Here is a 22,654-nt window from a genome sequence, read left to right as displayed (position 1 = left end):
CACGTGGCACAGATCAACTCCACCGGAGTCAACGTCGCCGTCGTCGGCGCGACCGGTCAGGTCGGCGCCGTGATGCGCAAGCTGCTCGCCGAGCGGGCCTTCCCGATCAAGGAGCTGCGGCTGTTCGCCTCGGCGCGGTCGGCCGGGTCGACGATCACCTACGAGGGCGTCGACGTCACCGTCGAGGACACGGCGGCCACGGCCACCGACGACCTCGCCGACATCGACATCGCCCTGTTCTCCGCGGGCGGCGGCACCTCCCGCGAGCACGCCCCGCGCTTCGCCGAGGCGGGGGCCGTGGTCATCGACAACTCGTCCGCCTGGCGGCTCGACCCCGAGGTCCCGCTGGTGGTCTCCGAGGTCAACCCCGAGGCGATCAGCGAGGCCTCGAAGGGCATCATCGCCAACCCGAACTGCACCACGATGGCCGCGATGCCGGTGCTGAAGCCGCTGACGGCCGAGGCCGGGCTGGAGCGTCTGCGCGTCGCCACGTACCAGGCGGTGTCCGGGTCCGGGCTGGGCGGCGTGAAGGAGCTCGCCGACCAGGCGCGCGCCGCGACCGCCGGTGACCTCGAGGGTCTGACGCACGACGGCGGCGCCGTGGAGTTCCCGACGCCGGAGAAGTACGTCGCGCCGATCGCCTTCGACGTGGTGGCGCTGGCCGGTGCGATCGTCGACGACGGCTCCGAGGAGACGGACGAGGAGCAGAAGCTCCGCAACGAGTCCCGCAAGATCCTCGGCCTGCCGGACCTCGCCGTCGCGGGCACCTGCGTGCGTGTGCCGGTCTTCACGGGTCACTCGCTGGCGATCCACGCCGAGTTCGGCTCGGCCATCACCCCCGACCGGGCGCGCGAGCTGCTGGCCGACGCCCCGGGCGTGGAGCTCACCGAGGTCCCGACGCCGCTCGGCGCGGCGGGTGCCGACCCGTCGTTCGTCGGCCGCATCCGCACCGACCAGTCGGTGCCGGACGGTCGCGGGCTGGTGCTGTTCGTCGCGAACGACAACCTGCGCAAGGGTGCGGCGCTCAACGCGATCCAGATCGGCGAGCTCGTCGCGGCCGACATCGCCGAGCTGGCGACGTACGACGCGGCGGAGTCCGCGGAGTCGGTGGCCGCCGACGCCTGACCGCGGGTCAGGGCACCTGATCGCGAGTCAGGAGGTCTGGCTGCGAGTCAGGCTGCCGAGGTCGTGCACGAAGGGGCCCGGGGAGAGCGAGACGCTCCCCCCGGGCCCCTCGTCGTGTCAGCCCGTCCCGCGCCGCCCGACGGCGGGTGCCGCGATTACGATCGCCGCCGCAGCGAGCACGTGCCAGGCGACGTGGCCCCACGGTTCGACGAGGCCGATCAGCGCTCCGACGCCGAGCACGACGAGGGCGGTGAGCAGCCGGGGTCGCAGCGCCGGGCGGGCGACGGCACGCAGCAGGATCGCCACGACCGCGACGACCGACGCCGTCCCCTGCGCGACGATGGACGCCGCCGGTGACACGGCGGCCAGGACCGCGTCGGCCAGCGTGGGCGCGAGCCACCACCACGTGCGCAGCCGTCGACCGGTCAGGTCCGCGACGGCGTCCGCGGCCACGAGGGCGTAGGCGCCCAGCAGCGGGGGGTCGTGGACGACCGGGTTCCAGGCCGGAGCCGGACCGTGCTGGACCACGGAACCCAGCCCGATGCCGACGGCGAGGACTCCGAGGGCGACCCGGGTGCGCGCGGCGGACGGCGCCTCCGCACCGTCGCCCGGCCGGCGCCGTCGGGCCACGATCCACAGGCCCGCGGCGACGAAGGCCAGGCTCGACCAGGTGTTCGCCGCGTCCATGCCACCAGCCTCGCCCCCCGGGAACCTCTCCGCTCACGGGGAGGCCTGCCGGACCTCCACCGCGGCCGGGTGAGAACCGTCGGGGACACCTGCGCCACGAGAGCGCGCATGGCACCATCGGAATGACGTCCCGTCCGGCGAAGGGAGGGGCCATGGACGGCCCCGTCGTGGAGGTGAGCCACCTCCGGAAGACCTACGGCGACAAGGTCGCGGTGGACGACGTGTCGTTCTCGGTCCGCCCCGGGGAGATCTTCGGCATCCTCGGGCCCAACGGTGCCGGCAAGACCACCGCCGTCGAGACCATCGCCGGGATGCGGCGGGCCGACGGCGGCACCACCCGGGTGCTCGGCCACGACACCCAGCGCGACCCCGGTGCGGTGCGGGACAGGCTCGGCATCCAGCTCCAGGAGGCGACCCTCCACGACCGCATCACCGTCGGCGAGGCCGTCCGGCTCTTCGCCGCGTTCTACCCTCGGCCCGCCGACCCGGACGACCTGCTCGCGCTGCTCGACCTGACCGAGCACGCGGACAAGCAGTTCCGCAACCTGTCCGGGGGTCAGAAGCAGCGGTTGTCGATCGCCCTCGCGCTGGTGGGCAACCCGGAGGTGGCCATCCTCGACGAGCTGACCACGGGCCTCGACCCGCAGGCCCGGCGGTCCACGTGGGACCTCGTCGACCGGGTCCGGGCGACGGGCGTGACGATCCTGCTCGTCACCCACTTCATGGACGAGGCCGAGCGGCTCTGCGACCGCCTGGTCGTCATCGACGCGGGGCGGGTCGTGGCCGAGGGGACCCCGCGCGGGCTCATCGACGGCCTCCAGGCCGACCGCACCGTCGTCGTCCGCTTCGCCGAGGGCACCGCCGCCCCCGCCCGGGCGGTCCTCGACCGGCTCACCGAGACCCACCCCGACGTCCACGGGGTCGCGCCCGGGAGCGACGGCGAGGTCGCCGTCACCGGCTCGCGACGGGTGCTGTTCGCCGTCATGCCGGCGCTCGCCGAGGCGGACCTCGTGCCGGACGACATCCGCACCGTGACCAGGACCCTCGAGGACGTGTTCCTCGCCGTCACCGGGCGGACGTACGCCGAGCAGGACGACGAGGACGAACCCGCGCTCGCGACGGAGGGGGACCGGTCATGACCGCCACCGCGACCGCGCGACGCCGGCCGACCGGGACGTCCGGGTGGCGCGGGTTCGGGCGTCTGCTGCAGACCGAGTTCCTCGTGTGGTTCCGCGACCTCGCGTCCCCGTTCTTCGGGGTGGTGTTCCCGACGGTGGTGCTGGTCGGCGTCGGGTTCCTCATCCCGGGCATGCGGGACCCGATCCAGGGCGCCCCGCCGGGGTCCGTCTGGTACCAGGTCACGCCCATCGCCACCTACGTGCCGACGATCCTGGCGATGGCGGTCGGCACCGCGGCGCTCACCGTCATGCCGGTCACCCTCGCCACGTACCGGGAGAAGGGCGTGCTGCGGCGGCTCTCGACCACACCGATGCGCCCGCAGGGCATCGTCGCGGCGCACCTGGTGATCAACGCGGTCACGACCTCCGTCGGCGTCGTGCTCGCCCTCGTCGTCGCGGCCGTGGCCTTCGACGTGCCGGCGCCCACGCAGCCGGCGGTCCTCGTGCTCGCGTTCGTGCTGGGCCTGGCCGTGATGCTGTCCCTGGGCATGGTGGTCGCGGCGCTCGCCCCCCGGGCGTCCGCGGCCAACGGCATCGCGATGTCCGTCTACTTCCCGATGCTGCTGCTCGCCGGGGTGTGGACGCCGGGGCCGGCGATGCCCGACCTGATCCAGGAGATCGGGCAGTTCAGCCCGCTCGGTGCGGCCTCGCAGGCGTTGTCCGCCGGGTGGTTCGACGACGGCTTCCCGACGTTGCAGGTGGTCGTCATGGTGGTGTGGACGGCGCTGCTGCTGCCGCTCGCCGTCCGCCTGTTCCGCTGGTCCTGACTGCGCCCGGCGGTCCCGCGGGCGGGCCCCGGGCCCGCGAGCGGTCGGCCCGCACGCGGCATAGCCTCGGGTCATGAAGCCGTTCCTGCTGCTGGCGACGCGGGCCGAGGACGTCGCCGCCGACGGCGAGTACGTGGCGATGTGCCGGTACGGCAGGCTCCACCCGGCGCAGCTCCACCGGGTGCGGCTCGAGGCCGGGCCGATGCCGTCCGTCGACCTGGACGCCTACTCGGGGATCATCGTCGGGGGCGGACCGTTCAACTCCTCCGACCCGGACGACCAGAAGTCCGACGTCCAGCACCGCGTCGAGCGCGAGATGGCCGACCTGCTCGAGGAGGTCGTGGACCGCGACTTCCCGTTCCTGGGGGCGTGCTACGGGGTCGGCACGCTGGGCACGTTCGCCGGGGGAGTGGTGGACCGGCACTACGGCGAGGACGTCGGCATCGTCACCGTCGAGCTCACCCGCGAGGGCGCCGAGGACCCCCTGCTGGAGGGGGTGCCGCCGGCGTTCGCCGCGTTCGCCGGGCACAAGGAGGCGATGCGCGAGCTGCCGCCCGGAGCGGTGCGCCTGGCGTTCTCCCCGTGGGCGCCGGTGCAGATGTTCCGGCTGCGCGAGAACCTCTACGCCACGCAGTTCCACCCCGAGCTGGACCTGGCCGGCCTCACCGACCGGGTGCGGGTCTACCGCCACCACGGCTACTTCGACCCGGAGGAGGCCGGCGCCGTGATCGCGCGGGCCTCGGCCCGGCCGGTCACCGAGCCGATGCGCATCCTGCGCAACTTCGTGACCCGGTACGCGCGCGACTGACGGCCCTCCGGCGGCGACGCCGCGGGGATAGGGTCGGCGCATGCCGATCCCCGATCATGTCGCCGCCCTGCGGGCCCGCGTCGGTACCGACCTGCTGTGGCTGCCCGGGGTCAGCGCCGTCGTGCGCGACGGTGACCACCGGCTCCTGCTGGGCCGCCGCGCCGACACGGGGCGGTGGGCGATCCCCAGCGGGATCCTCGACCCGGGCGAGCAGCCCGCCGCCGGGATCGTGCGCGAGGTCCTCGAGGAGACCGCCGTGGCGATCGAGGTCGTCGGGATCGTCGGGGTGTTCAGCACGCCGGTGGTGACGTACCCGAACGGTGACCGCTCCGCCTACCTGGACACCCTGTTCCGCGCCCGGCCGGTGTCGCCCGAGGCCGCCCGGGCCGCCCGGGTCGCGGACGACGAGTCCCTGGAGGTCGGGTGGTTCGCCGCCCACGAGCTGCCCGCCGACCTGGCGGACTCCACCCGCGAACGGCTCGAGCACGAGCGGGAGTTCCTCGCGGCGCCGGACGACGCGGCGCTGTTCGTCCGCCCCTGAGCCCGGATCGTGGACGGCGCTGGACGCGGCGGGACGGCGGGCGTACTGTCATGGCCATGGACATCCGTTGGTATTGGCGCTTTACGCCGGCTCCGCTGGGAGCTCGGCGGGCTCGCGCCTGACCGACACCTTCCACCGGAGCCAGCACAGGGCCTGGGACGCGCACCGCGTCCGGGCCCTTCGTCGTCGGACGGGCCTCCGGTCGGGATCGGAACGCGTGCGGCGACACCGCCGCCCCGCCGACACCGACCGCACCACCAGGAGCCCCGCGATCATGAGCACCACGACCTCCGACACCCCCGCCGCGCGCACCGCCGACGCCGAGCGAGATACTGAGCTGATGGCCGAGACCTCCGACCTCCGCGTCCGCGCGCTGGACCCCCTGCCCGCACCGCGGTCGATGCGTGCCCGCCTCCCGCTGGGCACCGCGCGCAGCGACCTCGTGACCACGTCCCGGCGCGAGGTGCGGGACGTGCTGCGCGGCGAGGACGACCGCCTCGTGGTCATCGTCGGCCCGTGCTCGGTGCACGACCCGGCGGCCGCGCTCGACTACGCCCGCCGGCTCGCACCGCTGGCCCGCGAGCTGTCCGACGAGCTGGTCGTCGTCATGCGGGTCTACTTCGAGAAGCCGCGCACGACGGTCGGGTGGAAGGGGCTCATCAACGACCCGCACCTGGACGGTTCGCACGACGTCCACCACGGGTTGCGGCTCGCCCGCGAGGTGCTCCTGGGTGTGCTCGACGCCGGTGTCCCGGCCGCCTGCGAGTTCCTGGAGCCGACCTCCCCGCAGTACATCGCCGACGCCGTCACCTGGGGCGCGATCGGCGCGCGCAACGCGGAGTCGCAGGTCCACCGCCAGCTCGCCTCCGGGCTGTCGATGCCGGTCGGGTTCAAGAACGCCACGGACGGGGACGTGCAGATCGCCGTGGACGGCTGCATCACGGCCGCGAGCGAGCACACGTTCTTCGGCGCGGACGCGGAGGGCCGCGCGGCCGCCGTCGAGACCGCCGGGAACCCGGACTGCCACGTCATCCTCCGCGGTGGCCGGGGCGGGCCGAACTACGGCGCGTCCGACATCGCCGACGCGCTGGCCGTCGCCCGGACCTCCGGGCTGGGCGGCCCCGTGGAGCACGGCGTGATCGTGGACGCCTCGCACGGGAACTCCGGCAAGGACCACGTGCGCCAGGCCGAGGTGGTGCGGGAGATCGCGGCGCGTCTGGCCGACGGCGAGCAGGGGATCAGCGGGCTCATGCTGGAGAGCTTCCTGGAGGCGGGTGCTCAGCAGCCCGCACCGCTCGACCAGCTCGTCTACGGCCGGTCGGTCACCGACAAGTGCATGGACTGGGGCACGACGGCGGAGCTGCTCTCGGTCCTGGCGGAGGCGATCCGCACGCGTCGCGAGGGCTGAAGCCTCCTGTCCGGGGGATGCTCGGCCGCCAGGTCCCGCAGCCGACGCAGCCCGCGGTGCTGCGCCACCCGGACCGCGCCGGCCGACATGCCCAGCCTCCTGCCGGCCTGTGCCGCGGACAGGCCGACCAGGACCCGCAGCACCACGACCTGCCGCTGCACCGCGGGCAGGCGGTCGAGCATCCCCCGCAGGCGCGCCGACGTGTCGGCCGCCATCGCGCTGTCCTCCGGCGTGCCGTCGACGACCGGTTCCGGCACTCCGTCGAGCTCGACCAGGTGACGTGACCGCGCGGCCGCCCGCAGCGCGTCCGCGACCTTGTGGGCGGCGATGCCGTAGACGAACGGCAGCAACGGGCCCCGGGCACGCGGCAACGCGACCAGCACCGCCTCGCACACGTCCTGCGCCACGTCGTCGGCACTGGTGTGGCGCCCGGCTCCCGACCCCAGTCGCGCGCGGCAGTAGGGCGCGACCGTGCGTCGCACCGTGTCGATGACCTGGGCGAGCGCCTGTTCGTCACCGGCTACCGCGCGCGCCACGAGATCCGAGGGTGTCTCGACCACGGTCCGCACCATCCCCCCACGCTCCGACAGGACGTCGCCGACCTGGCGATGTGACCTGTAACACATCCACACCCCGGAGCGACATCTTCGGCAACGGGTTGTTCTGCACGGTGCCGACTGCCGCGTCCGTTCTGTATGCCCTTATTTACGTTTTATGTAAATTCTGTATAACAACGTCTGGTCTGTACTGGTGCTCGAGGATACCGACGTGCCACTGTCCTGGCACCCGGTGGACCACCGGCCCGCTCGATCGGAAGACCCCGACGAAAGGACCTGCTGTGCACAAGAAACTCCTGGCCGTGTGGGGCACGGCCGCGCTCGCCGCAGCGAGCGTCGCCGTCCCCGCCAGCGCCGCCCCGCCCGAGACCAACGGCTACATCGTGATGCTCAGCCCGTCCGCCAACACCGCCTCGGTGGCCGCCCAGCACTCCCGCGCCGCGGACGTCGCCGTCGACCACGTGTACACCAGCGCCATCCGGGGCTACTCCGCCAACATGAGCGCGACCGCCGCCGCTCGCCTCGCCGACGACCCCCGCGTGCTGCTGGTCCAGCCCGACGGCGTCGTGACGACCACGGCGCAGACCACGCCCACCGGCATCGACCGCGTCGACGCCGAGCTGAGCTCGACCGCCGCCATCGACGGCACCGACACCCGTGTCGACGTCGACGTGGCCGTCATCGACTCCGGCGTCGACCTCGACCACCCGGACATCAACGTCTACCAGCCCGGGGCCATGAACTGCTCCACGGGCCGCTCCGCCAACGACGGCAACGGCCACGGCACCCACGTCGCCGGCACCATCGGCGCGCTCGACGACAGCGCCGGGGTCGTCGGTGTGGCGCCCGGCGCCCGGATCTGGCCGGTGCGCGTGCTCAACAACGCGGGCAGCGGGCAGTGGTCCGACGTCATCTGCGGCATCGACTTCGTCGCGGCCAACGCCGACCAGATCGAGGTCGCCAACATGAGCCTCGGCGGCACCGGGACCGACAACACATGCGGCAGCAACACCGACGCCATGCACGAGGCGATCTGCAACGCGGTCGACGCCGGGGTCACCTTCGTGGTGGCGGCGGGCAACGAGTCCGACGACTCCGCGAACCACCTCCCCGCGGCGTACGACGAGGTCATCACCGTCAGCGCGCTGGCCGACTTCAACGGGCTCCCCGGTGGCGGCGCCGCACCGACGTGCCGCACCGACGTCGACGACACCTTCGCCGGCTTCTCCAACTACGGCGCCGACGTCGACCTCATCGCCCCCGGCGTGTGCATCACGTCGACCTGGAAGGGCGGTGGCTACGACACCATCTCCGGCACGTCGATGGCCTCCCCGCACGTCGCCGGCGGCGCGGCGCTGTACCAGGCCACCCACCCGTCGGCCTCCCCGGCCCAGGTGAAGTCGGCCCTGCAGTCGGCCGGCACCACCGACTGGAACGACGTCGACGACCCCGACGGCACGAAGGAGAAGCTGCTGAACGTGGCCGGCTTCTGATCGCTCCACGAACACCCGGCTGACAGCGGCCGGCACGCCTCGTGCGTGCCGGCCGCTGCTGCGCCCGGGTACGCCTCGGACGGTCGCGCCACCCCGGGCCGGACCCATCCGGAAGCCGCTCGGCATCGAACCCCTGGTGTCCCGGGAGGTCCGGGACCGCACGACGGGAGCGGCATGTCGATCGACCTGGTGTGCCCGGTGGGGCACACTGTGCGGGTGCCACCATCCGAGACGACGCCGGTCGACGACGCTCTGGCGGCGTGCGCCGGCGGGACGCCGGACGCGTTCGGGCCGGTGTACGACGCCCTGGCTCCCGCCGCGTACGGCACGGCGCTCAGGGTGCTCCGCGACCCGGACCACGCCGCCGAGGTGGCCCAGGAGGTGATGGTCGAGGTGTGGCAGACAGCCGCGACGTACGACCCGGCCCGCGCGTCGGCGCGCACCTGGGTCATCACCCTCGCCCGCCGGCGCGCGATCGACCGTGTCCGTGCCGAGCAGGCGCGGCGCGACCGGGACCAGCGCGACCTGGACACGAACGTCACTCCCTCGGGCCACGACGTCGTCGCCGAGGACGTCGAGCAGCGCCTCGAGGGCGCAGCCGTGCGGCGCTGCCTGGACTCGCTCACGGGGACGCAGCGCGAGGCGGTGGTGGACGCCTACTACGGCGGTCGGACCTACCGTGAGGTGGCCGAGCGGCTCGGCGCCGCCCTGCCGACCGTCAAGTCCCGGATCCGCGACGGACTGATCCGGCTGCGCGACTGCCTGGGGGTGAACCATGGCTGACAGCACGCACGACGCCTGGGACCTCCTGCCCGCCTACGCGCTCGACGCGGTCGACGACCTGGAACGCTGTACGGTCGAACGCCTCCTCGCCGCCGACCCGGCGGCCCGCCGCGCCCTCGACGAGTACCGCGAGGTGGTCGCGGCGTTCACGGTGGACACGACGCCGCCGGCCGAGCTCCGCGATGCCGTGATGTCCCGCATCGCGCAGGGGTCGACGGCGACACCCGCCGAGCGCTCCGGGGTCGACGACGGCGCGTGGTCCGGATCCGACGGCGAGACCCGGAGCGCCCGTTCCGCGGGCGACGAGAACGTCGTGCCGTTGGCCGGGCGCCGTCGCCGGTGGGGCCTCGTCGCCGCAGCGGCCGCCGCCGTCGTCGCCGTGGCCGTGCCCACCACCGTCGCAATCCGGGCGACCGTCGAGCAGGACCAGCTCCAGCAGCAGGTCGACACGGTCGCGCAGATGATGGCCGACCCGTCGGCGACCCTGCTGCGCAGCGAGGTCGCCGGGGGTGGCCAGGCCTCGGTGCTGGTCGCCGGCGAGGACCTGCTGTTCAGCGCGAGCGACCTGCCGGACGTCGGCGCGGGCTCGACCTACCAGCTCTGGCTGGTCGGCGCCGAGGGCGGTGTGACGTCCGCGGGTCTGCTCGACCCCGAGGACGGTGCCGTCGAGCGGCTGCTGCAGGGTGTGGACGGCGTCGGCCTGGCCGTGTCGGTCGAGCCGGAGGGCGGCTCGCAGCAGCCGACCACCGACCCGGTCGTCGTGCTCGCCCAGGGCTGACCCGGAGCGATCCGCCGCAGCACGACACCGGCCCGCCCCGTCCGAGGACGGCGCGGGCCGGTGCGGAGCTGGTGCCCTGGTCCCGCCCGCCCCCTGCGCGGCCGGGACCAGGGGGCCGGTCACATCGTCGGCATGAGGACCCCGTCGATGAGGTAGACGGTCGCGTTCTGCGTCATGACGCCACCGCAGATGACGCCGGCGTCGTTGACCGTGAGCTCGTCGCCCTCGCCGGTGACCTCGACGGTCTCGCCCTGGACCGTGGTGTGCTCGCCGACGACGTCCTCGGGCAGTGCCTGGCCCTCCACCACGTGGTAGGTCAGCACCGAGGTCAGCAGGTCGGCGTCGGTGGACAGGGCGTCGATGGTCTCGGCGTCGACGGCCTCGAAGGCCTCGTCCACCGGGGCGAACACCGTGAACTCGCCCCCGTTGAGGGTGTCGACCAGGTTCACGTCCGGGTTGAGCTCGCCGCTGACGGCGGCGGTCAGCGTGGTCAGCAGCGGGTTGTTCGACGCCGCGACGGCCACGGGCTCGGTGGACATGCCCTCGATCGAGCCGGCACCGTCGGGCACCTGCGAGGCGTAGTCCTCGCAGCCGGGGCCGACGAGGTTCGCGGCCGGGTCCATCTCCATGTCCTCCTCGGCCATGTCGTCCTCGGACTCCATGTCCTCCTCGGCCATGGACTCCTCCTCCATGGGGGACTCCTCGGTCATCGTCTCCTCCGAGCCGGCGGTGTCCCCGTCGTCGGTGGAACAGGCGCCCAGGGCCAGCAGGGCCAGGGTCGCGAAGCCGGCGGCGGCGGTGCGGGTGCGAGTGCGAGCCTTCATCGTTCTCTCCTTGCCTCGTCGCCCCGACGTCCCCGGGGCGCTTCACGAGGGTGTTCGGAACGACGGGGCCGTCCGGATGGGTCGGGGCGAAAACTTTGTCGATCTGTGATCTCGCGGGGTCGCGGACGGGCCCGCATCATCGGTGGATGAGCGACATGTGGCGATTCGACGGCCGGATCCTCGGCGTGGGGACGACGTCCGGGACGCGGGTGGTGCTGGGGGTCTGGGACCGCTCGCCGTTCGGTGCCTTCGCCGACGCGATGGTCGAGGACGACTCCGGCCGCCGTCTGCTCGTGGCGCCGGCCCACGTCGCCGAGTTCGTCGCGACGACCTACGGGTTCGACGACGTCGTCGAGTCGCCGGTCCGTGTGCGGCTCGAGGACGGCGCTCCCGGGTCGCTCACGGCCGAGGCCGGTCCGCTCCGCCTGCACGCCGTCGTCGGGCGCCGCACGGGACTGGGCCGGCTGCTGCGGCTGGTGCCGGGCCGGCTCGCCTCCGCGCCGTGGTTCACCGTGCTCACCGACCCTGTCGCCCGGCTCGTGCTCGACGGCGTCCGGACGCGGGGCAGCGCCGGCAACGGCCGGCACGAGACCTACGGCGCCACGGACGTGCACCGGGTCGACGCCGTCAGTGCCACCTGGGAGGGCACGGACCTCGGGGCGCTCGCGGACGTCGACCCTCCGGTCCGGTTCGGGTTCGGCTCCACGCCGCGGCGTCCCAGCCTGACCAGGGTGACGACGACGGTGCGGGGCTGAGCGTCGGGCTCCGACCCATCCGCGCCGCTCCGCGCTCCGAACCCCGGGCATGGAGACGCTCGTCCTCGTCGGTCTGCTCGGTGGTCTGGTCACCGGCATCTCACCGTGCATCCTGCCGATGCTGCCCGTCATCTTCTTCGCCGGCGGTGTCGAGGGAGCGCGGACCCGGGCCGCGACGGGTGGCGCATCCGCGGACCTCGGTGAGGACCCGGCACATGCCCGCGTCGACCAGGCGCTCTTCACCGGGGCGCCGACGGCCGTGCGGGTCGACCGCGTCGGCCGGGTCTCCAGCGGCCCGTCGCGTGGGGGCCGGGACGCCACCGAGGCGCGCCACCGCCCGCAGCGGACGCACCGGTCCTGGCGCCCCTACCTGGTCATCGCCGGCCTGGTCGTCAGCTTCAGCCTCTTCACGCTGCTCGGGTCGCTCCTGCTCACCGCGCTCGGGCTGCCGCAGGACCTGCTGCGCTGGCTCGGCATCGCCCTGCTGGCCGCGATCGGAGCCGGCATGATCGTGCCCCGGTTCGAGGAGGTGCTCGAGCGGCCCTTCCAGCGGATCGCGGCCCTCGGGTCGCGGCGGTCCCCGCGCCCGGACCGCGGGGCGTTCCTGCTGGGCCTCGGCCTGGGTGTGCTGTACGTGCCGTGCGCAGGGCCGGTGCTGGCCGCGATCACCGTCGCCGGCGCGACCGGCGACGTCGGACCGGGCACGGTCGCCCTGACGGTGAGCTTCGCCGTCGGTGCCGCGGTCCCGCTGCTCGTCTTCGCCCTGGCCGGACGGCGCGTGGCCGAGCGGGTGCGGGGGTTCCAGCGCCACCAGCGCGGCATCCGCACCGCCGGAGGACTCGTCATGATCGCGCTCGCGGGCGCCCTCGCGCTGAACCTGCCGGCCCAGCTCCAGCGGGCCCTGCCGGACTACACCGGCACCCTCCAGCAGCAGCTCGACTCCAGCGAGACCGTCCAGGACGCCCTCGAGCTCGGCGGGATCGTCACGGACGCCAACCGCGAGCTGTCGAACTGCACGAGCGGGGACGCCGAGCTCGCCGAGTGCGGGACGGCGCCGCCCCTGACCGGCATCACGACCTGGCTCAACACCCCCGACGGCGCGCCCGTCGAGCTCGCGGACCTGCGCGGCCAGGTGGTGCTCGTCGACTTCTGGACCTACTCCTGCATCAACTGCCAGCGGGCGCTGCCGCACGTCAACGCCTGGTACGACGCCTACCGCGACGCCGGTCTGGAGGTGATCGGCGTGCACACCCCGGAGTTCGCCTTCGAGCGCGAGACGCGCAACGTCGTCGCGGGGGCCGAGGACCTCGGTGTCGACCACCCGATCGCGCAGGACAACGCCTACTCGACGTGGACCGGCTACCGGAACCGGTACTGGCCGGCCGAGTACCTGATCGACGCCGACGGGACCGTGCGCTACCTGAAGTTCGGCGAGGGTGACTACGCCACGACGGAGCAGCACATCCGCGACCTGCTGCGGGAGGCCGACCCGGACGTCACGCTCCCCGCGCCCACGGACACCGAGGACACCACCCCGCAGGCCGACACGACCCCGGAGACGTACCTCGCGCTCAACAAGGTCTTCAACTACGCGGGGCCGACCGACTACGGCAGCGGCGAGCGGCGGTTCACCGCACCCACCGAGCAGCCCGAGGACACCTTCTCCCTGGACGGTCGGTGGGACGTCGACTTCCAGGGTGCGACCGCGGTGTCCGACGACGCGATCCTGCGGCTGGCCTACCGGTCCACCGAGGTGTACTCGGTGCTCGGGGGCGAGGGCACCGTGACGGCGCGGGTCCTGGCCGACGACGGCACCGTGCGCGCGGAGCGGGAGATCGACGTGGCGGGCAACCCCACGCTGTACGACGTGCTGCGCGGTGACGGCGCGACCGAGGGGACGGTGGAGCTGGAAGTGCCCGCCGGCGTGACCGTGTACACCTTCACGTTCGGCTGACCGCCGCGGACGGCGTCGACGCGTCGGGCAGGGCAGCCGTCAGCGGCCCTCGGGATCTCGGTGGACTCCGCGACGGCGAACCCCCAGCCCTGGGCGACCGTGGGCTCGGGTGGCACGGCGATCTCGTCGGGGGGTCAGGACCCGGCGGCGAGCGGACCGAAGCGGTCGGCCGACGCGAGCCGCCAGTCGGCGGCCCAGCCCTGCGGTGCGTCGTCGAGCAGCTCACCCGGGGCGAGCCACTCGTACAGCTCCGCGTACGAGCGGCTGTCCGTGGGGGACACGGTGCGCCGGAGGTGCGCGGGGGTCAGCTCCTCGGCTCCGGAGACGCCCATGGCGGCCATGAGTCGCATCGCCTCGTCGACGGTGGAGCGCTGGTAGCGGTGGACGCGTTCGCTCTTGTCCGCGACGTCGAGGGCTCGGGCCCGCCAGGGGTTCTGCGTGGCGACGCCGCTCGGGCAGCGGTCGGTGTGGCACCGCTGCGCCTGGATGCAGCCCGCGGCCATCATCATGGCCCGGGCGGCGTTGGTGTAGTCGGCCCCTTGTGCGAGCCGTTTGACGATGTCGCTGCCTCCGGCGATCTTCCCGCTCGCGCCGACGCGGACACGGTCGCGCAGTCCCGTGCCCACGAGGGCGTTGTGGACCGTCATCAGTCCCTGGGTGAGCGGCATGCCGACGTGGTCCTCGAACTCGAGGGGTGCGGCACCGGTGCCGCCCTCGGCGCCGTCCACGATGATGAAGTCGGGGGCGGTGCCGACCTCCAGCACGGCCTTGCAGACGGCGAGCACGTCCACCCGTGAGCCCACGCAGAGCTTGATGCCGGCGGGCTTCCCACCGGCGAGCTCACGCATCCGTGCGACGAACTCGACGAGCTCGGTCGGGGTCGAGAACACCCGGTGGGCGGAAGGGCTGACGCACTTCTCGCCCGCGGGGACCTGGCGTGTCCGGGCGATCTCGGCGGTCACCTTCGAGGCGGGCAGCACCCCGCCGACCCCCGGCTTCGCGCCCTGGCTCAGCTTGAGGGACACCATCTTGACCTGGTCCTTCGCGGCGGTGTCGCGGAACGTCGCGGAGTCGAAGTCGCCGTCCGCGGTCCGCGCGCCGAAGTAGCCGGTCCCGATCTCCCAGACCAGGTCGCCGCCGTGCTCCTCGTGGTACGGCGAGAGGCCGCCCTCGCCGGTGTCGTGGGCGAACCCGCCGAGGGCAGCGCCCTTGTTCAGGGCGCGGATCGCGTTGGCCGACAGGGAGCCGAAGCTCATGGCCGAGACGTTGAGCAGGGCCATGGAGTACGGGCGGATGCAGTCGGGTCCGCCGACCTGGACCCGCGCCGGCTCGTCGGGGGTCTCCAGCGGGGTCGTCGTGTGCACGAGGTGCTCGTGCCCGACCCGGTTGACGTCGAGCTCGGTGCCGAACGGCTTCTCCTCGTTGACGCCCTTCGCCCGCTCGTACACGAGCGAGCGGGTGTCGCGGTCGTACGGGCGGCCGTCCCAGTCGCGCTCGATGAAGTACTGCTGCAGCTCGGGCCGGACGATCTCGAGGAGGTAGCGCAGGTGGCCGATCACGGGGTACCGGCGCAGGATCGTGTGCTTGCGCTGCAGCAGGTCCCAGGTCGCCAGGGAGGCGATCCCCGCGCCGAGGGCTCCTACGCCTTGCCAGGTTCTCCGTCGTCCCACCTCGTCCTCCGTCCTGGACTCGTGCTCCGTCGGGGCGGCCAGGGGTCAGCCGGCGAACGCCTCCAGCGTCGCCCGGTCGACGGTCCCGTCGTGCCGGATCAGCTCCTCGGCCTCGTCCATCCGTTCCCAGACGTTGATGCCCATGGCCCCGTTGACCCGGCCACCGTCGACCCAGAAGACGACGCACTCGCGGTCCTCGGCGGAGCCCGAGATGACGATCTCGCCCTCCGTCAGCCCCTTGGCCTCCATGCCGAGGTCGAACTGGTCGGAGAAGAAGTAGGGCAGGACGTCGTACGCCTCGCCCGACCCCGTCATCGACCGGGCGGCGTGCTTGCCCGTCTCGTCGGCGACGGCCCAGTGCTCGATCCGGAGCATCCGGTCGTAGCGCGGAGAGGGGATCGCGGCGATGTCGCCGACGGCCCACACGTCGGGTGCCGAGGTGCGCAGGGTGCCGTCGACGGCGATCCCGCCCCCGTCGCGGTCCGCGACGAGGTCGATCCCGGCCTCCGCGGCGAGCCCGACCTCCGGGGTGACGCCGATCCCGACGACGACCGTGGCCGCCGGCAGGGAGGTGTCGTCGTCGAGCCGCACGCCGCTCACCCGACCGGCGTCGCCGTCCACACCGACCACGGTGCGCCCGTGGAGCAGCCGGACGCCGTTGTCCTCGTGCACTGCGGTGAAGATGCGGGCCACCTCCGGCCCGAGGGAGGCCAGCGGGTGCGGGCCGCGCCCGACCACGGTGACCTCGCGCCCGAGCTGGCGCGCCGAGGCCGCCACCTCCATGCCGATCCACCCGTCGCCGACGACGACCACCGGCCCGTCCCCGGCGAGCGCGGACGCGAGCCGGTCCGCGTCGCGCACCGTGCGCAGGTAGTGGACGCCGTCGAGCTCGGCCCCCGGCACGTCGATCCGCCGAACCCGGGACCCGGTGGCGAGCACGAGCCGGGAGTAGCGCTGCGCGCCACCGGGCGCGGTCGTCACGGACCGTGCGCCGACGTCGAGCGCGGTGGCGCTGGTCCCGGTGCGCAGGTCGACGTGCTGGTCGGCGTACCAGTCGGCGTCGAGGGGGCGCAGGTCGGCGCGCTCGGCCTCGCCCCGCAGGTACTCCTTGGACAGGGGCGGACGCTCGTACGGCACCGTGGACTCGCCGGCCACGACCACGAGCGGCCCGTCGTACCCCTCGCTGCGCAGTGTCTCCGTGGCACGGGCGGCGGCCAGCCCACCCCCGACGACGACGATCGGATCCATCGGTCCTCCTTGACGACGTCCTGTGGTGGTCGCCTCACAGAGTGTCACGTCTGCCCGGATCGTGCCCTGGGAGCCGTCGTCGTCAGGCGGTCTCGCGGTCCTTCTGCCGGGTTCCGGTGGAGAGACCCGCGACGAGCAGCACCGCCCCGGCGAGCAGGAGGTACGTCGACAGCAGGAGGGCGATCGTCGGTGCGTCGTCCGTGGGTCGGGCGAGGATCACGATGCCGAGCATGATCCACAGCACCGCGTTGACGAGCTGCCAGTCCCAGGCCTTCGCGCGTACGGCGCGCCCCCGCAGCCCGGCGACGACCCCGGCCACGCCCGCGGCGCAGGCCCACACGCCGACGACGAGGAAGAGCAGGGGGGCCGTCATCGAGGGCCAGAGCACGACGAGCAGGCCGGCGGCGACGCTGAGCAGCCCGGCGACGAACCGCCAGCTCAGGTCGCCCTGGTCGGCTCGCTGCCCGGGGACGTTCTCGATCGCGAGCAGCGCTCCCTGGGCGAGGATGGCCAGGCCGATCACCCAGCGCAGCCAGGACAGGCCTTCGTCCGGGTTGACGAGGAGGACGGCACCGGCGACGAGGTAGGCGACGGCACGGACGTAGACGAGTCGCCACAACCTCCGCGCCGTCCCCGCGGTCCGTCGCGAGAGTGGTGTCACCGCGTCGTCGGCCATGCCCGGCTCCTCCCGGCGTCGTCCCGTGCTGGTGATGCTACGAGCAGGGCGTGGTCCTCGCCGTCTGACGTGCGGGGACGGTCACGGTTCCGGCGAGAGGTCGCAGGATCACCCTTGCGCTCCGATGTCGCGGACCTCTAAGGTCGGCCATGCGTGGTGACACGAGTCACTACTGCCCCCTCGAGTCTCGACGGAGAGGAACTCGCATGTCAGTCCCGTCCTCGCGCGGCAGGCCCCGCCGCGCACTGGCCCTGGGAGCAGCCGCGGCCGTCCTGCTGACCGGCGTCGGCGCCGCGCAGGCGTCGCCGCCCGACCAGGTCGACCCGTTCGACCCGGATCTCGGCCCGAACGTCATGGTCTTCGACCCCTCGACCCCGCAGGCGGAGATCGAGACGGCGCTCGACGAGCTCGCCGAGCAGCAGACCGACGCCGAGATGTCGACGGACCGCTACAGCGTGCTGTTCAAGCCGGGCAGCTACGGCTCGGCCGAGGACCCGCTGCAGGCGCGCGTCGGCTACTACACGGAGGTCGCCGGCCTCGGGGCGTCCCCGGGCGACGTCGACGTCCGCGGCGCGATCGAGGTCTACAACCGCTGCCTGAACAACATTCCGGGCAGCTCGAACTGCATCGCGCTCGTCAACTTCTGGCGCACGCTGTCGAACCTCCACCTGACGATCGACAGCTCCGGTCAGGACGGGTGCCGGGCGTCGGCCAACTTCTGGGCGGTCTCCCAGGCGGTCTCGATGCGACGTCTCGACGTCGACGGCTTCCTGTCCCTGATGGACTACTGCACCGACGGGCCGCACTACGCCTCCGGGGGCTTCATCGCCGACTCGCGGTTCGACACGCCGCCGCTGAACGGCTCGCAGCAGCAGTGGCTGACCCGCAACAGCGAGATGCCCGCCTGGTCGAACGCCGTGTGGAACCAGGTGTTCTCCGGCGTCGTCGGTGCACCCGACGACTCGGATTTCCCCTCCCCGCCGTACACGACGCTCGACGAGACGCCCGTGAGCCGGGAGAAGCCGTACCTCTTCGTCGACGACGACGGGCGCTGGAACGTCCGCGTGCCCGCAGCGCAGACCGGCACGCGCGGCGTGAGCTGGGCCGACGGCATGACCGAGGGGCGCACCATCGGCATCGAGGACTTCTTCATCGCCCAGCCGGGTGACTCGGTCCGCGAGATCAACACCAACCTGGCCCGTGGCAAGCACCTGCTGCTGACGCCGGGCGTCTACGACGTCGCGGAGACCATCGAGGTCAAGCGTGCCGACACCGTCGTGCTCGGCATGGGGCACGCCACCCTGACCGCCGTCGACGGCGCGACGCCGATGCGCGTCGCGGACGTCCCGGGCGCCGTCGTCGCGGGTGTGACGATCGACGCCGGCGAGACGGAGTCCGAGCTGCTGCTGCAGGTCGGCAAGGAGAACGGCGACCACGAGAACCGGACCGACCCCGCGAACCCGACCACGCTGTCCGACGTGTACTTCCGCGTCGGCGGCCCCCACGTCGGGTCCACGGACACCGCGCTCGAGGTGAACTCCGACAACGTGCTCATCGACCACACCTGGGTGTGGCGCGGGGACCACGGCGTCGAGGGCTTCCCCACGGGTGGGGAGAACGGCGTGAACGGTGACACCGTGCGGTGGAACACCAACATCGGCCGCACCGGTGTGCGCATCAACGGTGACGACGTGACCGCGACCGGTCTGTTCGTCGAGCACTTCCAGGAGTTCAACACCGTCTGGAACGGCGAGCGCGGCACCACCGTGCTCTACCAGAACGAGCTGCCCTACGACCCGCCGACCCAGGCCGACTGGACCCGTCCGGACGGCACCCTCGGGTACGCCGGGTACAAGGTGGCCGACGACGTCACCGAGCACACGCTGCACGGTGGCGGGGTGTACGTCTTCAACCAGAACAACCCGGACATCGTCACCGAGAACGGGTTCGAGGTGCCCGACGCCCCGGGTGTGACGCTGCACCACATCATGACGGTCAACCTGTCGGCCGGCACCATCAACCACGTCGTCAACGGCGTGGGCGACGCGGTGCCGCCGTCGACGGTCGGTGTGCCGGAGTACATCGTGGAGTACCCCGCACCCTGACCCCTCCCTCCTGAGCAGGAGATGCAGACCCCGCCCCGGGGACGGCCCGTCCGGTCCGTCCCCGGGGCGGGGTTCTCCCGCGTCCGGGGCGGGGCGCCGTGCGCGGAGGGGGTCGGTCAGGTCGAGGCGCGCGGGACGACGCGGCTCGGCTCGTCCGGCCCGGGCGGCAGCGGCCGGCCGTCCAGCACCGCCTCGACGCTCGCCGCCAGGTGACGGGCCTGCGCGGCGCTCGGCTGCGAGATGGTCGTCAGGGGCGGGTCGGCGAGCGAGGCGGCCGGGACGTCGTCGAGACCGATGACGGCGAGACGGCCGGGCACCTCGACACCGGCCTCCCGCGCGCCGGCCAGGACCGCCAGGGCGATCTCGTCGTTGTAGCAGGCGACCGCGTCGACGCCGTCGGCCACCCACCCGCGCACCGCCTCGGTCGCGGGGGCGACCGGGGTGACGACGGCGACCGGCGGCACGGGGACGTCCGCCCGGGCGCAGGCGCGCCGCACACCGTCCGTGCGCAGGTCGGCGAACTCGCGCAGCCGCTCGTCCGGGGTCGTGGCGATGCCGAGGTGTCGATACCCACGCTCGAGCAGGTGCTCGACCTGGAGCTCGCCCAGTCCTCGCTGGTTCTCCGCGTCGATGCCGGGGTGGGCGCCGTCGTCCACGGACCCGGCACCGACCACCTCGATGCCCGCCTGGCGCAGCGCCCGCAGGTCCTCGGCCGGGAAGTGCGTGAGACCGACGACGACGCGGGGCGTGACGGCCCGCCACAGCTCGCGCAGCGGCCGGGTCGAGCGGTGGTGGTGCACCAGCAGGAAGAGGCCGCGTTCGGCGAGGTTGTCGGTGAGCAGGTCCAGGACCGTGTCCACGACGGGGCCGGTGGGCCAGTCGGGCAGGACGCACACGACCAGGTCGCTCTGCCCGCGGCGCAGGGCGCGTGCCGCGGCCGACGGCGCGTACCCGAGCTGCGCGGCGGTGGCCAGGACGAGGTCGCGGGTCGCGGACGAGATGTTCGTGCCCGGGGTGTCGTTGAGGACGTAGCTGACGGTGGTGCGGGACACGCCGGCGGCGCGCGCGACGTCGGCACTGGTGACGGGCAAGGGATCCTCCACGACGGTGTGGGTCGAACTCTACGCGGCGGTCGCCCTCCGGCCGCATACGCTGAGGCCGTGGATCCCCTCGACGCCGTCTCGTGGCCCGTGCTGACCGAACGTCTGGCGATCCGCCGCGCGACGCCCGACGACGTCGCGGCGACCTGGCGCTGGCGGCGGCTGCCCGAGGTGGGGGAGTGGATCACCAGCGCGCCGACCGACTACGCGACCTACCGGGCGAGGTTCGTCGACCCCGCCCGTCTGGCGCTCACGCTGGTGGTCGAGCTCGACGGCGAGCCGATCGGCGATCTCATGGTGAAGGTCGAGGACGGGTGGGCACAGGCCGAGGTGGCCGACCAGGGCCGCGCTGTGCAGGCCGAGATCGGCTGGACCCTCGACCCGGCGTTCGGTGGCCAGGGCTACGCGACCGAGGCGGTGCGTGGAACGATCGGGATGGCCTTCGAGCAGCTCGGGTTGCGTCGCGTCCACGCGGGATGCTTCGCGGCGAACGTGGCCTCGTGGCGGCTGATGGAGCGCCTCGGGATGCGCCGTGAGGAGCTCAGCCGCAAGACCGGTCTGCACCGGTCGGGCGAGTGGCTGGACGGCATGGACTACGCGCTGCTGGCCGAGGACTGGCAGGGCTGACCCTCCGCCGGGCGGCCCCGGACCTGCCCTCTACCGGACGAGGGTCCAGATCGGCACCGCAGTGATCAGGCAGATGGCGACCGCGGCGCCCACGGCGAGCGATGCGATCTGCGAGTGGGCCTCCGTCCACGCAGGTCCGGGGAACCTGCGCCCGCGGTGGAACGCCACCAGGACGCCGATGATCGTCCCTCCGACGAGGCCGGCACCAGCAGCGAAATGTGCCTTCCTGAGCATGCCGACGCGCTGGTCCGACCGAGGGCGGGCCCCGAACGCCATCTCGAACTGGCCCTTGCTCGGCCGGCAGAGCAGTCGCAGGACGAGACCCAGTGGAGAGTCCTCGGCCACGGCCCGGTACGTGCGCGGCGAGCGCGTGCCTCTGTCGTCGCTGCGCATGACCGAAGAATAGCCACGGCGGGAACAGACGTAGAGACCCGTCAAGGAAGGACAAGAGGCCCTCCGGCCAGCGTTTCCGCTGGCCGGAGGGCCTCTCGACTGGTCGGGGTGACAGGATTTGAACCTGCGACCTCTTCGTCCCGAACGAAGCGCGCTACCAAGCTGCGCCACACCCCGAGGGACTGCGCCCGCACCCTCGAACACCGGCGAACCGGATTCCTCGTGCGGAAGCCTGCTCAGAATAGCCGACGATCGCCCCGGAACGAAAACTCAGATCCGGTCCCGCGCCGTGAACGTGATCAAGGTCGCTTCCGGGCGGCAGGCGAACCGCACCGGGGCGTACGGCGAGGTCCCGGCGCCGGCCGAGACGTGCAGCCAGGTGGAGTCCTCGCCGCCCGGTTCGTCGGGCCGCGGGCCGGGCCAGCCGTGCAGACCCTTGGCGCGTCCGCGGTCGATGTCGCAGTTGGTGACCAGCGACCCGTAGAACGGCAGGCAGAGCTGGCCGCCGTGCGTGTGCCCGGCGATGATCGCGTCCGCTCCGTCGGCATGCATCCGGTTCAGGACCCGCTGGTACGGCGCGTGCGCGACCCCGAGGCGCAGCAGCGCCGGCTCGTCGTCGGTCGTCTCCGGGAACTCGTCCCGGTCCAGGTGCGGGTCGTCCACACCGGCCAGGGCGATGCGCCGCCCCCCGACGTCGACGGCGTCGCGCCGGTTGGTCAGGTCGGCCCACCCGGCGTCGCGCATCGCCGCAGCCATCCGGTCCCACGGCAGGTCGGGCGTGCGGCGCATCGGTCCGCGGGCGTCCGGGAGCAGGTAGCGCGCCGGGTTCTTGAAGGTGGGGGAGTAGTAGTCGTTGGAGCCCATGACGAACGCCCCGGGGGTGGCGAGCAACGGCTCGAGCGCGTGCAGCAGCGGGTCGACGGCGTCGTGGTGCGCGATGTTGTCGCCGGTGTCGATCACCAGGTCAGGCTCCAGCGCGGCCAGCGACCGGACCCAGTCGATCTTGCGCTGCTGGTCCGGGGTCAGGTGCAGGTCCGAGACGTGCAGGACCCGCAGGTCGCGCTCGCCCGGGGCCAGCACGGGCACGGTCACCCGGCGCAACGTGAAGAGCTTCGTCTCGAGGTGTGCGTACGCCAGGCCGGCGACGCCCAGGGCGGCGACCCCGCCCAGCACGGTG

Annotated in this window: 22 protein-coding genes and 1 tRNA gene; 13 read left to right on the top strand and 10 right to left on the bottom strand. The window is 73.1% G+C overall.

All coding sequences use genetic code 11. The features are described from left to right. Nucleotides 1-3 precede the first annotated feature (3 nt). Nucleotides 4-1,125 (top strand): aspartate-semialdehyde dehydrogenase, encoded by a 1,122-nt coding sequence (locus HLI28_RS01050; RefSeq protein WP_171245643.1) that lies wholly within the window; start codon nt 4-6, stop codon nt 1,123-1,125. A 117-nt stretch (nt 1,126-1,242) separates the two neighbouring features. On the opposite strand, the gene HLI28_RS01045 is transcribed toward HLI28_RS01050, so the two are convergent. Continuing rightward, nucleotides 1,243-1,812, bottom strand: coding sequence for a hypothetical protein (locus HLI28_RS01045; RefSeq protein WP_171245642.1), 570 nt, complete (start codon nt 1,810-1,812; stop codon nt 1,243-1,245). 152 nt (nt 1,813-1,964) lie between these two features. Between HLI28_RS01045 and HLI28_RS01040 the strand changes: the two genes are divergently transcribed. The 5 genes from HLI28_RS01040 (at nt 1,965) to HLI28_RS01020 (ending at nt 6,514) form a co-directional block, all read left to right on the top strand. Further along, nucleotides 1,965-2,951: an ABC transporter ATP-binding protein gene (locus HLI28_RS01040; RefSeq protein ID WP_171245641.1), complete on the top strand. Its 987-nt coding sequence runs from the start codon at nt 1,965-1,967 to the stop codon at nt 2,949-2,951. After that, nucleotides 2,948-3,757, top strand: a complete 810-nt coding sequence (locus HLI28_RS01035) for an ABC transporter permease (protein ID WP_171245640.1) — start codon at nt 2,948-2,950, stop codon at nt 3,755-3,757. The genes HLI28_RS01040 and HLI28_RS01035 overlap by 4 nt, the downstream gene beginning before the upstream one ends. Nucleotides 3,758-3,830: 73 nt before the next feature. Further along, nucleotides 3,831-4,565 carry a glutamine amidotransferase gene (locus HLI28_RS01030; protein WP_171245639.1) on the top strand — a complete coding sequence of 245 codons (735 nt, stop codon included), beginning with the start codon at nt 3,831-3,833 and terminating at the stop codon, nt 4,563-4,565. Between the two features lie 40 nt (nt 4,566-4,605). Continuing rightward, the gene (locus HLI28_RS01025; RefSeq protein WP_171245638.1) at nt 4,606-5,106 is read left to right on the top strand and encodes an NUDIX hydrolase; all 501 of its coding nucleotides are present in this window, start codon (nt 4,606-4,608) and stop codon (nt 5,104-5,106) included. Nucleotides 5,107-5,380: 274 nt separating this feature from the next. After that, complete coding sequence (locus HLI28_RS01020) at nt 5,381-6,514, top strand: 3-deoxy-7-phosphoheptulonate synthase (RefSeq protein WP_246246252.1); 1,134 nt, start codon at nt 5,381-5,383, stop codon at nt 6,512-6,514. On the opposite strand, the gene HLI28_RS01015 is transcribed toward HLI28_RS01020, so the two are convergent. Beyond that, on the bottom strand, nt 6,415-7,074 hold the full coding sequence (locus HLI28_RS01015) for a sigma-70 family RNA polymerase sigma factor (protein WP_343035531.1): 660 nt from the start codon (nt 7,072-7,074) through the stop codon (nt 6,415-6,417). The genes HLI28_RS01020 and HLI28_RS01015 overlap by 100 nt on opposite strands. 278 nt (nt 7,075-7,352) lie before the next feature. Between HLI28_RS01015 and HLI28_RS01010 the strand changes: the two genes are divergently transcribed. The 3 genes from HLI28_RS01010 (at nt 7,353) to HLI28_RS01000 (ending at nt 10,125) form a co-directional block, all read left to right on the top strand. Next, nucleotides 7,353-8,564: a S8 family peptidase gene (locus tag HLI28_RS01010; protein ID WP_343035530.1), complete on the top strand. Its 1,212-nt coding sequence runs from the start codon at nt 7,353-7,355 to the stop codon at nt 8,562-8,564. A 216-nt stretch (nt 8,565-8,780) separates the two neighbouring features. Next, nucleotides 8,781-9,347, top strand: a complete 567-nt coding sequence (gene sigK, locus HLI28_RS01005; protein WP_343035529.1) for an ECF RNA polymerase sigma factor SigK — start codon at nt 8,781-8,783, stop codon at nt 9,345-9,347. Next, nucleotides 9,340-10,125, top strand: coding sequence for an anti-sigma factor (locus HLI28_RS01000; RefSeq protein ID WP_171245635.1), 786 nt, complete (start codon nt 9,340-9,342; stop codon nt 10,123-10,125). The genes sigK and HLI28_RS01000 overlap by 8 nt, the downstream gene beginning before the upstream one ends. A gap of 119 nt (nt 10,126-10,244) precedes the next feature. Here the strand turns inward: HLI28_RS01000 and HLI28_RS00995 are convergent, their stop codons facing one another. Continuing rightward, nucleotides 10,245-10,949: a fasciclin domain-containing protein gene (locus tag HLI28_RS00995; protein WP_171245634.1), complete on the bottom strand. Its 705-nt coding sequence runs from the start codon at nt 10,947-10,949 to the stop codon at nt 10,245-10,247. Nucleotides 10,950-11,095: 146 nt separating this feature from the next. On the opposite strand from HLI28_RS00995, the gene HLI28_RS00990 reads away from it, so the two are divergent. Both HLI28_RS00990 and HLI28_RS00985 read left to right on the top strand, forming a co-directional pair. Further along, nucleotides 11,096-11,704: a hypothetical protein gene (locus HLI28_RS00990; RefSeq protein WP_171245633.1), complete on the top strand. Its 609-nt coding sequence runs from the start codon at nt 11,096-11,098 to the stop codon at nt 11,702-11,704. Between the two features lie 49 nt (nt 11,705-11,753). Beyond that, nucleotides 11,754-13,658: a cytochrome c biogenesis protein DipZ gene (locus tag HLI28_RS00985; protein WP_171245632.1), complete on the top strand. Its 1,905-nt coding sequence runs from the start codon at nt 11,754-11,756 to the stop codon at nt 13,656-13,658. Nucleotides 13,659-13,792: 134 nt separating this feature from the next. Here HLI28_RS00985 and HLI28_RS00980 read toward each other — a convergent pair whose 3' ends face one another. The 3 genes from HLI28_RS00980 to HLI28_RS00970 all read right to left on the bottom strand — a co-directional run bounded on the left by HLI28_RS00980 (nt 13,793) and on the right by HLI28_RS00970 (nt 17,252). Then, nucleotides 13,793-15,328 (bottom strand): FMN-binding glutamate synthase family protein, encoded by a 1,536-nt coding sequence (locus HLI28_RS00980; RefSeq protein WP_343035528.1) that lies wholly within the window; start codon nt 15,326-15,328, stop codon nt 13,793-13,795. A gap of 45 nt (nt 15,329-15,373) precedes the next feature. After that, complete coding sequence (locus HLI28_RS00975) at nt 15,374-16,576, bottom strand: NAD(P)/FAD-dependent oxidoreductase (RefSeq protein ID WP_171245631.1); 1,203 nt, start codon at nt 16,574-16,576, stop codon at nt 15,374-15,376. An 82-nt stretch (nt 16,577-16,658) separates the two neighbouring features. Then, the gene (locus tag HLI28_RS00970) at nt 16,659-17,252 is read right to left on the bottom strand and encodes an HdeD family acid-resistance protein (RefSeq protein WP_171245630.1); all 594 of its coding nucleotides are present in this window, start codon (nt 17,250-17,252) and stop codon (nt 16,659-16,661) included. A 206-nt stretch (nt 17,253-17,458) separates the two neighbouring features. On the opposite strand from HLI28_RS00970, the gene HLI28_RS00965 reads away from it, so the two are divergent. Further along, entirely contained in the window at nt 17,459-19,357 is a 1,899-nt protein-coding gene (locus HLI28_RS00965; protein WP_171245629.1) for a pectate lyase family protein, read from the top strand. Between the two features lie 116 nt (nt 19,358-19,473). On the opposite strand, the gene HLI28_RS00960 is transcribed toward HLI28_RS00965, so the two are convergent. Beyond that, entirely contained in the window at nt 19,474-20,448 is a 975-nt protein-coding gene (locus tag HLI28_RS00960; protein ID WP_171245628.1) for a LacI family DNA-binding transcriptional regulator, read from the bottom strand. Nucleotides 20,449-20,517: 69 nt separating this feature from the next. Between HLI28_RS00960 and HLI28_RS00955 the strand changes: the two genes are divergently transcribed. Next, nucleotides 20,518-21,084, top strand: a complete 567-nt coding sequence (locus HLI28_RS00955; protein ID WP_343035527.1) for a GNAT family N-acetyltransferase — start codon at nt 20,518-20,520, stop codon at nt 21,082-21,084. Between the two features lie 30 nt (nt 21,085-21,114). Here HLI28_RS00955 and HLI28_RS00950 read toward each other — a convergent pair whose 3' ends face one another. The 3 genes from HLI28_RS00950 to HLI28_RS00940 all read right to left on the bottom strand — a co-directional run bounded on the left by HLI28_RS00950 (nt 21,115) and on the right by HLI28_RS00940 (nt 22,650). Continuing rightward, nucleotides 21,115-21,477: a hypothetical protein gene (locus HLI28_RS00950; protein ID WP_171245627.1), complete on the bottom strand. Its 363-nt coding sequence runs from the start codon at nt 21,475-21,477 to the stop codon at nt 21,115-21,117. A gap of 100 nt (nt 21,478-21,577) precedes the next feature. Further along, a tRNA-Pro gene (locus HLI28_RS00945) sits at nt 21,578-21,654 on the bottom strand. Between the two features lie 93 nt (nt 21,655-21,747). Continuing rightward, nucleotides 21,748-22,650: a metallophosphoesterase gene (locus tag HLI28_RS00940; protein ID WP_343035526.1), complete on the bottom strand. Its 903-nt coding sequence runs from the start codon at nt 22,648-22,650 to the stop codon at nt 21,748-21,750. Nucleotides 22,651-22,654 lie beyond the last annotated feature (4 nt).

The sequence above is a fragment of the Isoptericola sediminis genome, assembly GCF_013085345.1.
Taxonomy (GTDB): Bacteria; Actinomycetota; Actinomycetes; order Actinomycetales; family Cellulomonadaceae; genus Isoptericola; species Isoptericola sediminis.
The sequence above is the reverse complement of the archived record's forward strand: the minus strand, read 5'-3'. Positions and strand labels throughout refer to the sequence as shown.

Coding starts and splice junctions, on each gene's coding strand:
- HLI28_RS01045 (WP_171245642.1), bottom strand. CDS start 1,812: ATGGACGCGGCGAACACCTGGTCGAGCCTGGCCTTCGTCGCCGCGGGC.
- HLI28_RS01030 (WP_171245639.1), top strand. CDS start 3,831: ATGAAGCCGTTCCTGCTGCTGGCGACGCGGGCCGAGGACGTCGCCGCC.
- HLI28_RS00995 (WP_171245634.1), bottom strand. CDS start 10,949: ATGAAGGCTCGCACTCGCACCCGCACCGCCGCCGCCGGCTTCGCGACC.
- HLI28_RS01020 (WP_246246252.1), top strand. CDS start 5,381: ATGAGCACCACGACCTCCGACACCCCCGCCGCGCGCACCGCCGACGCC.
- HLI28_RS00975 (WP_171245631.1), bottom strand. CDS start 16,576: ATGGATCCGATCGTCGTCGTCGGGGGTGGGCTGGCCGCCGCCCGTGCC.
- HLI28_RS01040 (WP_171245641.1), top strand. CDS start 1,965: ATGGACGGCCCCGTCGTGGAGGTGAGCCACCTCCGGAAGACCTACGGC.
- HLI28_RS00965 (WP_171245629.1), top strand. CDS start 17,459: ATGTCAGTCCCGTCCTCGCGCGGCAGGCCCCGCCGCGCACTGGCCCTG.
- HLI28_RS00985 (WP_171245632.1), top strand. CDS start 11,754: ATGGAGACGCTCGTCCTCGTCGGTCTGCTCGGTGGTCTGGTCACCGGC.
- HLI28_RS01025 (WP_171245638.1), top strand. CDS start 4,606: ATGCCGATCCCCGATCATGTCGCCGCCCTGCGGGCCCGCGTCGGTACC.
- HLI28_RS00950 (WP_171245627.1), bottom strand. CDS start 21,477: ATGCGCAGCGACGACAGAGGCACGCGCTCGCCGCGCACGTACCGGGCC.
- HLI28_RS01035 (WP_171245640.1), top strand. CDS start 2,948: ATGACCGCCACCGCGACCGCGCGACGCCGGCCGACCGGGACGTCCGGG.
- HLI28_RS00990 (WP_171245633.1), top strand. CDS start 11,096: ATGAGCGACATGTGGCGATTCGACGGCCGGATCCTCGGCGTGGGGACG.
- HLI28_RS00970 (WP_171245630.1), bottom strand. CDS start 17,252: ATGGCCGACGACGCGGTGACACCACTCTCGCGACGGACCGCGGGGACG.
- HLI28_RS01000 (WP_171245635.1), top strand. CDS start 9,340: ATGGCTGACAGCACGCACGACGCCTGGGACCTCCTGCCCGCCTACGCG.